The organism is Streptomyces sp. 7-21, from assembly GCF_016741785.1.
In the GTDB taxonomy this organism is placed as follows: domain Bacteria; phylum Actinomycetota; class Actinomycetes; order Streptomycetales; family Streptomycetaceae; genus Streptomyces.
In genome coordinates, this window is record NZ_JAERRL010000008.1 from 220774 (window position 1) to 231621 (window position 10848).

9 protein-coding genes are annotated in these 10848 nt (G+C 74.1%); 8 read left to right on the plus strand and 1 reads right to left on the minus strand.

Annotated elements, in window-relative coordinates; all coding sequences use genetic code 11:
- Positions 1-217 precede the first annotated feature (217 nt).
- From JK356_RS13155 to crcB, 7 genes are all read left to right on the plus strand, one after another.
- Positions 218-811, plus strand: coding sequence for a hypothetical protein (locus tag JK356_RS13155; RefSeq protein ID WP_201867864.1), 594 nt, complete (start codon positions 218-220; stop codon positions 809-811).
- Positions 805-1701: a hypothetical protein gene (locus JK356_RS13160; RefSeq protein WP_201867865.1), complete on the plus strand. Its 897-nt coding sequence runs from the start codon at positions 805-807 to the stop codon at positions 1699-1701. The genes JK356_RS13155 and JK356_RS13160 overlap by 7 nt, the downstream gene beginning before the upstream one ends.
- A 196-nt stretch (positions 1702-1897) precedes the next feature.
- Positions 1898-2863, plus strand: coding sequence for a DUF3048 domain-containing protein (locus tag JK356_RS13165; protein WP_236671224.1), 966 nt, complete (start codon positions 1898-1900; stop codon positions 2861-2863).
- A gap of 67 nt (positions 2864-2930) precedes the next feature.
- The gene (locus JK356_RS13170) at positions 2931-4817 is read left to right on the plus strand and encodes an ABC transporter ATP-binding protein (RefSeq protein WP_201867867.1); all 1887 of its coding nucleotides are present in this window, start codon (positions 2931-2933) and stop codon (positions 4815-4817) included.
- Between the two features lie 76 nt (positions 4818-4893).
- Positions 4894-6021: a rod shape-determining protein gene (locus tag JK356_RS13175; RefSeq protein ID WP_201867868.1), complete on the plus strand. Its 1128-nt coding sequence runs from the start codon at positions 4894-4896 to the stop codon at positions 6019-6021.
- A gap of 9 nt (positions 6022-6030) precedes the next feature.
- The gene (locus tag JK356_RS13180; protein WP_201867869.1) at positions 6031-6576 is read left to right on the plus strand and encodes a CrcB family protein; all 546 of its coding nucleotides are present in this window, start codon (positions 6031-6033) and stop codon (positions 6574-6576) included.
- Positions 6573-6947, plus strand: a complete 375-nt coding sequence (gene crcB / locus JK356_RS13185; RefSeq protein ID WP_201867870.1) for a fluoride efflux transporter CrcB — start codon at positions 6573-6575, stop codon at positions 6945-6947. The genes JK356_RS13180 and crcB overlap by 4 nt, the downstream gene beginning before the upstream one ends.
- Before the next feature lie 19 nt (positions 6948-6966).
- On the opposite strand, the gene JK356_RS13190 is transcribed toward crcB, so the two are convergent.
- Positions 6967-8436: an MFS transporter gene (locus tag JK356_RS13190; protein ID WP_201867871.1), complete on the minus strand. Its 1470-nt coding sequence runs from the start codon at positions 8434-8436 to the stop codon at positions 6967-6969.
- Between the two features lie 223 nt (positions 8437-8659).
- On the opposite strand from JK356_RS13190, the gene lpdA reads away from it, so the two are divergent.
- Complete coding sequence (lpdA, locus tag JK356_RS13195) at positions 8660-10075, plus strand: dihydrolipoyl dehydrogenase (RefSeq protein ID WP_201867872.1); 1416 nt, start codon at positions 8660-8662, stop codon at positions 10073-10075.
- Positions 10076-10848 lie beyond the last annotated feature (773 nt).

The window sequence follows — 10848 nt, forward strand, 5'->3', positions numbered from 1 at the left end:
AGAAGAGCGGCGGGGACTTCCAAGGAAGCGTGAAACGAAGCCGGAGAGAGCCGGACGAACGCGCGCCGGCCCGGCGGGCAACTGCCCGGCCAGCCGCGTTCCGTCACGGGCGCACCCGGGCCGGCTACCCCGTCTGCCATGTCACTGTCACGAGGCTGCCACGGTCCGCTCGCGCCCCTCCCGGTCACCGTACCCCCACGGATATGGTGACCGCGTGATGAGCAGGCTGACTGCAACGCGGCGGTTCCGCGCCGGCCTGGTGGCCGGTGCGGCGCTGCTGGCGTTTACGGGGACGGTGACGAGCTGCTCCTCCTCCGGCAGCGAGGATGACGAGACCATCGAGGGCGCCCAGACCGAGGACCCCGGCCAGGGGGGAGACGGGGACCAGAACGGGGGCGCAGAGGACGACGTCGCGGCGCTCGAAGAGCTCTACGACCGGTACTGGGACGCGCGCGTCGAGATCGAGAACGCGGAAGAGCTCGACATGAGCCCGCTCGAAGGCATCGCCACGGACGGCGAGATCGAATCGCAGGCCGGGCGCCTCCAGCCGTTCAAGGACGACGGCATTCACCGCCGGGGGGAGCCCGCCATCGAGAACGTGACGGTGTCGGTCGAGGGGGACACCGCGCGCATCGAAGCCTGCAAGAACGAGGACGGGTGGGAGCTCGTCCAGAACGGTGAGGTCGTGGAAGGCGCGCTGAGCGAGGACGTCCGTGCCCCGCACACCTACGTCGTCTCCGCCGAACGGCAGGACGGCGACTGGCTCATCAGCGGGACGCTCCCCAGAGAGGAGGCGACGATCACATGCTGAGCGTGCGGCGTGCCTCCTGCCGGCCGGCCGCCGCGGCCCTCGCCACGGCCGTGCTCAGCGTGCTGCTGCTCGCCGCCGGCCAGGGCCAGGCATCCGCCCAGCCGACCATCTGCTGGAACGAGGAGTCGGGCGACCTCAGCTACGGGTGCAGCGAGGAAAGCGGCGGCGGGGACGGCCAGGACGGCGGCAGCGGCGGGGACCAGGACGGGGGCAGCGGCGGCCCGTCCTGCGACATGAGCCGGACCGAGAGGTACGCCGGGGCAGAGCGCTGGTGCGAGGGCCAGAACGCCTGCTGGGCCAACGTCCCGTCCGCCGTCTACCCCACCCCCGACACCTGGCCGGAGGAGCCGCCGACCGAGGACTCCGTCTACATCTTCAAGGTCTGCTACGGCCCGGACGGCACCGCGGTCTTCCAGGACTGGACCTGGTACGTCCCCGACCAGCCGTCGATCGAGGAGCTGGCCCGCCGCGCCTACGGGGCGCTTCAGGCCCCGCGGTTCGAGCTGGCGTTCAGCCCGCCAGGTGAGTCGGTCGTGTTCATCGACACCTGGTGGTGGGCCGAGGGAGCGCCCTCCGGGAACCTGACCGGCAGCGCCGCCCTGGGCGTCGTCGCCGTGGCGGAGCCCTCCCACCTGGAGGTGGATCCGGGCGACGGCAGCGGCGTGATGACGTGCGACATCGTGACCAGCGAGAGCGACGCCTGCTCCCACGTCTACCAGCGCGCCTCCGGCGGGGACGGCTACGCGGCCCGGGCCCGCCTGGTCTACGACGTCCACTTCGAACAGAACGGCGATCCCATCGAGGTCGCCGGGATGCCCGAGACCTTCGAGAGCGGCTGGACCGAAGCCTCCGTGCCCGTCACCGAGATCCAGGCCAGCGTCATCCGCTGACCGCTGACGGACGGCTCCGGCCCCCGGCACCGCGCCGGGGCCCGGAGCCGTCGGCGTTCCGCCGTCCGCCGTCGTCCCTCGCCCGGCTGGCGCAACGGCGCGTGCGCCGTCCGGATGCGCCCCCTACGCGCCCCCGCGACGCGCGCCGGTTCGTGGTGCACTGATGGTGGCGAAAGGGGTGACGAGGATGCGCGCCATGACGCGAGGGCGGCTGGTGGCCCCGGCCGCGGGTCTGCTGGCGGTGCTCGGGCTGCTCGGCGGCTGCCAGTCGGACGACAACGGCGAGCGGGACACCGGCGGCGCCCCGGAGGAGCGCGCGGCCTCGCCGTTCACCGGGGAGGAGCTGCCCGACGGGCCGCAGCCGGTCCTCGCCCTGAAGATCGACAACGTCGAGACGGCCCGCCCGCAGACCGGCCTGGAGGCCGCCGACATCGTCTACGTCGAGCCCGTGGAAGCCGGGCTGACCCGCCTGCTCACCATCTTCTCCAGCGAACTCCCCGACCAGGTGGGCCCGGTGCGCAGCGGCCGGGAGTCGGACCTGGAGCTGCTGCGCCAGTTCGGGGAGCCCGCCTTCGCCTACTCCGGCGTCCAGAGCCGCCTGCTGCCCGTCTTCGCCGAGGCGCCCCTGTATCCCGTGACGCCCGACCTCGTGCCGGACGCCTACGAGCGCGCCGGCGACCGCCCCGCGCCGCACAACCTCTACGCCGACCCCGCCGCCCTGCTGGACGCCGCCCCCGACGCGAGCGAGGCGTCCGGCATCGGCTTCCGCTTCGGCGACGCCCCGGCGGACGGCGGCGCGCCGTTCGGCCGGTACGAGGTGGCGTTTCCCTCGGCCAGTTTCACCTTCAGCTGGTCGGAGGAGGACGCGCGCTGGGAGGTGGCGCTGGACGGCGAGGACTCCGGGCTCCAGGCGGCCACGGTCGTCGTGCAGGAGGTCACCATCCGCGACTCGCGGTTCCACGACAGCGCCGGCAGCGTGACCCCGTACACCGAGACCACCGGCTCCGGCCGGGCCACGGTGCTGCGCGACGGCCAGGCGTTCGAGGCCGAGTGGTCGCGGCCCTCACCGGACGACGGCACGGAGTTCACCACCCCCGACGGCGAGCCGATGCGGTTCGCGCCGGGCCAGGTCTGGGTGCTCTTCCAGGAGCGCACGGGCTGATCCGCCCCCCTGAGCGCCGCCGGGCGCCGTTGACTTCAAGCTATGTTGAGGTTCTACCCTCACGGCCATGAGCATGGAGAGAACCGCCTGGCACGCGGTCTACAGCGCCCGGTACGCCACCCAGGACCAGCGGCCGTTCTCGAAGGAGACGCTGCGCCGCATCGCCGGATTCGCCCGGCCGCACCGGGGTGAGCTCGCGCTCTTCCTCGTGCTCAGCGTCGCGACGGCGCTGCTGGCCGTCGCCACGCCCGTCCTCGCCGGCCGTGTCGTCAACGCCATCACCGAGGGCGCCGAGGAGGCGACCGTCATCCGGCTCTCCCTGCTGATCGCCGCCATCGCGCTGGCCGAGGCGGGCATCGGGCTGCTGTCGCGCTGGCTGTCCGCCCGCATCGGCGAAGGGCTCATCCTGCACCTGCGCACCGCCGTCTTCGACCACGTGCAGCGCATGCCGGTGGCGTTCTTCACCAGGACCCGCACCGGCGCCCTGGTCAGCCGGCTCAACAACGACGTGATCGGCGCCCAGCGGGCGTTCAGCAACACGCTGTCCAACGTGCTCAGCAACCTGGTGATGCTGCTGCTCGCGCTCGGCGTAATGCTCAGCCTCTCCTGGCAGATCACGCTGCTGGCGCTGCTGCTCCTGCCGGTGTTCGTCCTCCCCGCCCGCCGCATGGGCGCCCGCCTGGCGCGGCTGTCGCGGGAGGCGGCCCACCACAACGCCGTGATGAGCACCCGCATGACCGAGCGGTTCTCGGCTCCCGGCGCCACCCTCGTCAAGCTGTACGGGCGGCCCGAGCAGGAGTCCGCCGAGTTCGCCGAACGCGCCACCCGCGTACGGAACATCGGCATCCGCACCGCCATGCTCCAGATGACGTTCGTCACCGCGCTCACCCTCGTCTCGGCGCTGGCGCTCGCCCTGGTGTACGGCCTCGGCGGCTACCACGCGCTGCGCCACAACCTCGACCCCGGCGCCGTCGTCTCACTCGCGATGCTGCTGACCCGCCTGTACGCGCCGCTGACCTCGCTGGCCAGCGCCCGCGTCGAGGTGATGAGCGCGCTCGTCAGCTTCCAGCGCGTCTTCGAGGTCCTCGACCTCAAGCCGCTGCTGGCCGAGCGGCCGGACGCCCGGCCGGTGCCCGACGGCCCGGTCGCCGTCGAGTTCGACGCCGTCGACTTCGCCTACCCCTCGGCCGACAAGGTGTCGCTCGCCTCGCTCGAGGAGGTCGCCGTCCTCGACCCGCGCGGCGGGGAACAGGTGCTGCACGGCGTGTCGTTCACCGCCCGGCCCGGCGAGATGGTCGCGCTGGTCGGCTCCTCCGGCGCGGGCAAGTCCACCATCGCGCAGCTCGCCGTGCGCCTGTACGACCCGGACGCCGGCGCGGTCCGCGTCGGCGGAGTGGACGTGCGCGACCTGACGGCCGCCTCGCTGCGCGCCACGGTCGGCATGGTCACGCAGGACGGGCACCTCTTCCACGACACGATCCGCGCCAACCTGCTGCTGGCCCGGCCCGAGGCCACGGAGGACGAGCTGTGGGACGCCCTGCGCCGCTCCCGCCTCGACACGCTGGTCGCAGGGCTGCCCGACGGCCTGGACACCGTCGTCGGCGAGCGCGGCTACCGCCTCTCCGGCGGCGAGCGGCAGCGCCTGACCATCGCCCGGCTGCTGCTGGCCCGGCCGCGCGTCGTCATCCTCGACGAGGCGACGGCGCACCTGGACGCCACCTCCGAGGCCGCGGTGCAGGAGGCGCTGGCCGAGGCGCTCGCGGGCCGCACGTCCCTCGTCATCGCCCACCGCCTGTCCACGATCCGCGCCGCCGACCAGATCCTCGTCATCGAGGACGGGCGCGTGGTCGAGCGCGGCATGCACGACGAGCTGCTGGCGGCCGGCGACCGCTACGCGGAGCTGTACCGGACGCAGTTCTCCGGCGAGGAGGCCGACGATCTCGCGCCGCGCTGACCCCGCCTGACGGCCGCTCCCCCAGGCGGCCCTTCCCAGCGGGCGGGGCCGCCGCGGTGCCCGGAGCATGAGCGGTATGACCCTCAGACACGAGCACCTCCGCCGGTGCACGCTGGCCGTTGACCTGGGCGCCTCACGGACCCGCGTGCACCTGCGGCACAGCGGGCTCATCGTGGACGAGCCCTCCGTCGTCGCCGTCAACACCCGCAGCGGCTCCCTCATCGCGGTCGGCGCACCCGCCGAGCGGATGGCGGGCCGCACCCCCGCCAATATCCGGGTCGTCCGTCCCATCAACGGCGGCACGGTCGTGGACATCGAGATGGCCCAGCGCATGCTGCGCGCCATGGTCGGTCCCAAGCTGCGCCGCGCCTGGCGGCGCAAGCCGCTGATGCGCGCCGCCACGTGCATACCGCACGACGCCGATCCGCTGGCGCGGCGGGCGGCGCTGGAGACGCTGGCCGGCGTCGGCGCGCGGCGGATCGAGCTCGTCGACAGCCTGATCTGCGCGGCGCTCGGCTGCGGGCTGCCGGTGGAGGAGCCGGAGGCGACGATGATCGTGCAGTGCGGCGCGGCGACGACGCAGGTCGCCGTGATGTCGCTCGGCTCGATCGTCGCCGCCGAGAAGGTGATGATGGGCGGCGAGACCATCGACAACGCGCTGGTGCAGCACCTGCGCAACCAGCACGAGCTGCTGATGCCGCGGCTGGCCGTCCGCCCGCTGCACGAGGCGATGTCGGCGGGCGGCGACCGGCTGGCCGAGGTGCACGGCCGCGACGTCGCCACCGGCCTGGTGCGCACGGTGAAGGTGGAGGCGGACAGCCTGCGGCGGGCCGTGCTGCCGCCGCTGACCGGGCTGCTGGACGCCATCCGCGCCGTGCTGCACCGCTGCCCGCCGGACCTGGTGGCCGACCTGGCGGACCGGGGCATCGTGCTGACCGGCGGCGGCGCCGTGCTGCCCGGCCTGGAGGCCATGATCCGCGAGAACACCGGCATGCCGGTGTCCGTGGCGGACGAGCCGGGACTGTGCGCGGTGCGGGGGCTGGGCGCGCTGGTGGAGGGACGCACGCGGCCGGCGGGCGGCGGCGCCGGGGCGCTCACGGCGGTGGCGGCGGCCGAGGAGGAGCCGGACCCCGTGGCGGGCGCCGCGGAAGCCGGCGGGGACGGCGGGGAACCGGCCCGGGACGACGCGCTGACGCAGACGTAGCATTGCGGCATGGCCGGGTCCCCGCGAGCGCCGTGGCGCGAGCAGGCCGCCGTCGTGGCGGCCGTGTCGCTCGGCGGCGGCGCGGGAGCGCTCGCCCGGTACGGGGCGGGCAGGCTGTGGCCCAGCGGCCCCGGTTCGGGGCACGGCGTCTTTCCGTGGACGACGGTGGCGGTCAACGTGCTCGGCTGCCTGCTGATCGGCGTGCTGCTGACGGTGGCCGGGGCGGCGGCCGCGGGCACGCCCGCCGCGCACCGGCTCGTCCGGCCGTTCCTCGGCACGGGCGTGCTGGGCGGGTTCACCACGTTCTCGGCGGCGATGCTGGACACCGAACGGCTGCTGCGGGACGGCCGGCCCAGCCTGGCGTTCGGCTGCCTGGCGCTGACGGCGGTCGCGGCGCTGGCGGCGGTGTGGCTCGGCGCGGCCGCGGCGCGGGCGGTGACCGTGTCCCGGAAGGGGCGCCCGGCGGCGGCCCCGGCGGCACCCCCGGCGACGGAGCCGGCGGCGGAGCCGGCGGCCGAGGCGCCGGCCGCGCGCCCGGACAGGAGCGGGGCGTGAGCTGGCTGCTGGTGACGGTGGGCGGCATGATCGGCGCCCCGCTGCGGTACCTGGCCGACCGGGCGGTGCGGGCCCGCCACGGTTCGGCGTTCCCGTGGGGCACGTTCGCCGTCAACGTGACGGGCTGCCTGCTGCTGGGGCTCGTCACGGGCGCGGCGGCAGCGGACGCGGCACCGCCGTGGGCGCGTGACGTCCTCGCCACCGGCCTGCTCGGCGCGCTGACGACGTACTCGACGTTCTCCTGGGAGACGCTGCGGCTGGCCGAAACCGGCTCCCGGCCGCTGGCCGCGGCGAACGTGCTGCTCAGCCTCGCCGCCGGCCTGGGCGCCGGGTTCCTGGGCACCACCGCGGCCGGCCTGCTGTGGCCGTGACGGCGGCGCTCACCGCGGGTCACCGCTGCGCGGCGGACCGCTGGGGCGACGTGCCGCCGGGGCGCGGCTCCTCCGGCGCGGCGCCGCGCGGCAGCGGCGCGGGCGTGCGGACGAAGACGACGGTGAGCGCCGCCGCGGCCAGGCCCGCGATCCCCGCCGTCAGATACACGGCGTCGAGCCGCTCGGCGTAGGCGGCAGGCGAGCCGGGGTGGCCGCCGGCGGCGAAGACCGTGCCGAGCACCGCGACCCCGAGGGCGAAACCGACCTGCCGGAACGTGACGGCCGCGCCGGTGGCCATGCCCGCCCGCTCCGGCGGCGCCGCGTGCAGGGCGGCGCTGCTGAGCACGGGTACCGCCAGGCCCACGCCGACGCCGGAGACGACCAGCCCCGGCGTCAGCACCTGCCAGCCCGAGTCCGGGCCGATCGCCGTCAGCATCAGGTCGCCCACGCCGATCAGCGCCATCCCGCCGCCGAGCGGCACCCGGGCCGGCAGCCGGTCCAGCCACCGCCCGGCCACGCTCGCGACCACCAGCGACGCGGCCGACGCCGGCATGGCCGCCAGCCCCGCCCCGACCGGGCTCATGCCGAGGCCCGCCTGCAACCACAGCATCGTGTACGTCAGGTGAGCGAATGCCGAGGCGGTGAAGACGGCCGAGGTCAGCATGAGCGTCGCGAACGACGGCCGCCGCATCAGCCGCAGGTCCAGCAGCGGTTCGCGGCCCGGCCGCACCCGCGTGCCGCTGACGACGAACGCCACCAGCGCCAGCGCCGAGAGCGCCAGCGAGCCGGTGACCAGCCCGTCGCCCCAGCTGGTCTCCCCGCCCCGGATCAGGCCGTACACCAGTGCCCCGGCGCACAGGGTGAACAGCGCGGCGCCGGGGAGGTCCAGGCGGCGCCCGTCCCGCCGGCCCGGCCCGGCCGGACCGTCCGCCGGAACCGTCAGCCATGCCAGCAGCAGCGCGACGACGCTGAGCGGCGGGTTGACCAGGAAGATCGCGCGCCAGGCGGCGTACTCCGTCAGCAGCCCGCCCGCCAGCACGCCCGTCACGCTGGCCGCACCGCCGACCGCGCTCCACACGCCGAACGCCACGCCCCGGTCCCGTCCGGTATAGGCGGCGGCCAGCAGCGCCGCGCTCGTCGCGAACATCGCGGCGGCCCCCACGCCCTGCGCGACGCGCGAGGCGATCAGCACGCCCGCGCCGGGCGCCAGCCCGCACGCCAGCGACGAGACGGCGAACACCGCCAGGCCCAGCAGGTACAGCGACCGGTGGCCGCGGTGGTCGCCGAGCACCCCGACCGGCAGCAGCAGCGCGGCCAGCGCCAGCGCGTAAGCGTCGAGCACCCACTGCTGCGCCGGCAGCCCGGCGTCCAGCTCGCGGGCGATCTCCGGCATGGCCGTGATGACGATCGTCACGTCGATCAGCAGCATCAGGTTGGCGAGGCAGATGGCTGTCAGCGGCCACCACTTGCCCCGGAGGGCTCCGCGCATGACGACTCCTCGACGATTCCACCGGCTGCTGCCTCGCCGGACCCTGCGGGCCGGGGCTGCCGCCCACGCTGGCACAGTGACCGCGCCAGCACCAGGCGTGAACGCGACGATCCGCGGCCCCGCGCGGCGCGCGCCCCGGGAGCGATCGGGGCCGCCGCTCGTGGTGTCATGGGGTGGGCAGGGAACATTCGCTTTAAGTTGCGAGAGAAGAGGCGTGAGGTCCATGAGCACGCACTACGACGTCGTCGTCCTCGGCGCCGGGCCTGGCGGGTACACCGCGGCGGTCCGCGCCAGCCAGCTGGGGCTGCGGACCGCGGTCGTGGAGGAGAAGTACTGGGGCGGCGTCTGCCTGAACGTCGGGTGCATCCCCTCCAAGGCGCTGCTGCGCAACGCCGAGCTGGCGCACCTGGTCACGCACGAGGCCAAGACGTTCGGCATCAGCGTCGAGGGCGGGGGCCGGATCACGTTCGACTACGGCGAGGCGGTGCGCCGCAGCCGGAAGGTCGCGGACGGCCGCGTCAACGGCGTGCACTACCTGATGAAGAAGAACGGGATCACGGAGTACAACGGCCGTGGCTCGTTCACCGACCCGCACACCCTCCAGGTCGAACTGACGGCGGGCGGCACCGAGACCATCACGTTCGACCACTGCATCATCGCCACCGGCGCCACCACCCGCCTGCTGCCCGGGACCTCGCTGAGCGACCGCGTGGTGACGTACGAGGAGCAGATCCTGTCCGAGGAGCTGCCCGGCAGCATCGTCATCGCGGGCGCGGGCGCCATCGGCGTCGAGTTCGCGTACGTGCTGCACAACTACGGCGTGAAGGTCACGATCGTCGAGTTCCTCGACCGGATGGTGCCGCTGGAAGACCCGGAGGTCTCCAAGGAGCTGGCCCGCCGGTACCGCAAGCTCGGCATCGAGGTCCTCACCGGCACCCGCGTGGACGCGATCGACGACTCCGACCCGAACGCGCCGGTCCGCGTCACGGTCACCAACGGCAAGGGCGAGCAGCAGGTGCTGGAGGCCGACAAGGTGCTCCAGGCCATCGGCTTCGCGCCGCGCGTCGACGGCTATGGCCTGGAGAACACCGGCGTCGCCCTCACCGAGCGCCGCGCCATCGCCGTGGACGGCCGGGGCCGCACCAGCGTGCCGCACATCTTCGCGATCGGCGACGTGACGGCGAAGCTGATGCTGGCGCACGCGGCCGAGGCCATGGCCATGATCGCGGCGGAGACCATCGGCGGCGCCGAGACGATGGAGGTGGACTTCGCGATGATCCCGCGGGCCACCTACTGCCAGCCGCAGATCGCCAGCTTCGGCCTCACCGAGGAGCAGGCGCGCGAGCGCGGGCACCAGGTCAAGACCGTCAAGTTCCCCTTCACCGCGAACGGCAAGGCGCACGGCCTGGCGGACGCCTCCGGCTTTGTGAAGATCGTCAGCGACGAGAAGTACGGCGAGCTGCTCGGCGCCCACATGATCGGCCCGGACGTCACCGAGCTGCTGCCGGAGCTGACGCTGGCGCAGCAGTGGGACCTCACCGTCCACGAGGTCGCGCGCAACGTCCACGCCCACCCGACCCTCGGCGAGGCCGTCAAGGAGGCCATCCACGGCCTGGCCGGGCACATGATCAACATGTAGGACCTGCCTCTTTTCTCTCGCCCCAGGGGCGGTGAGACGCGCGGCCCGGTGCTCACGGCATGTGAGGCCGGGCCGCGCGGCGTGTGGCGCGGCCCGGCCGGCCTCAGCCGGCCGGCGGTAGGTGCCGAACCAGCCGTCCCGGGCCGTTCCGCGTCCTGACGCCAACGATCCGCTCGCGGCCTACCACAAGCGGCGGCGGACACGTGCGCCGCGAAGAGCCGAGGGTCCTGCTCCGCTGAAACGGCTTCGGATACGAGATGGCCGGCACCGCACCAGACCTTCCCACTGCGCAGAGGTGGGTGAACGAAACCGCCCCGGGCATCGGGGCCGCGGACGAGTAAGTGACGCCGAAACCGGCCAGGCGCCCCGCCAGGCCCTCACAGGGAAGGAAGGAACTGCCTCCGGTTCGGCCGGGTGCGGGCGGTTGGTGGTGTCCATGAGCCCACCGTGGGGCAGTTTCCTGGAAACGCCGCAAGGGCTGGAGCGGGTCGTTTATCCTGGCCAGCCCGTGTGCGAGGGGGTTCCCGGAATGTTCCGTCCGGACGGGGTCCGGACGGTGCGCGGGGTGGCAGGCCGCGGAGGGAGGAGCGGTAGCGGGTGGGACCGCAAGGCGATCCGGTGCAGGAGTTTCACGCGTGGCTGTCCGCGCTGTACCGGGCAGCGGGAGAGCCGACGTATGAGCGGCTGGCCCGGCGGACGAAGGTTGCCGCCTCGACTCTGCACGAGTGGCTGACGGGAAAGGCCGTCCCCGGCAACGAGCGGAAGCTGGCGAC

Excerpts from the sequence above, each read along its gene's own strand:
- JK356_RS13155 (WP_201867864.1), top strand. The coding sequence starts at position 218 with ATGAGCAGGCTGACTGCAACGCGGCGGTTCCGCGCCGGCCTGGTGGCC.
- JK356_RS13160 (WP_201867865.1), top strand. The coding sequence starts at position 805 with ATGCTGAGCGTGCGGCGTGCCTCCTGCCGGCCGGCCGCCGCGGCCCTC.
- JK356_RS13165 (WP_236671224.1), top strand. The coding sequence starts at position 1,898 with ATGACGCGAGGGCGGCTGGTGGCCCCGGCCGCGGGTCTGCTGGCGGTG.
- JK356_RS13170 (WP_201867867.1), top strand. The coding sequence starts at position 2,931 with ATGAGCATGGAGAGAACCGCCTGGCACGCGGTCTACAGCGCCCGGTAC.
- JK356_RS13175 (WP_201867868.1), top strand. The coding sequence starts at position 4,894 with ATGACCCTCAGACACGAGCACCTCCGCCGGTGCACGCTGGCCGTTGAC.
- JK356_RS13180 (WP_201867869.1), top strand. The coding sequence starts at position 6,031 with ATGGCCGGGTCCCCGCGAGCGCCGTGGCGCGAGCAGGCCGCCGTCGTG.
- JK356_RS13190 (WP_201867871.1), bottom strand. The coding sequence starts at position 8,436 with ATGCGCGGAGCCCTCCGGGGCAAGTGGTGGCCGCTGACAGCCATCTGC.
- lpdA (WP_201867872.1), top strand. The coding sequence starts at position 8,660 with ATGAGCACGCACTACGACGTCGTCGTCCTCGGCGCCGGGCCTGGCGGG.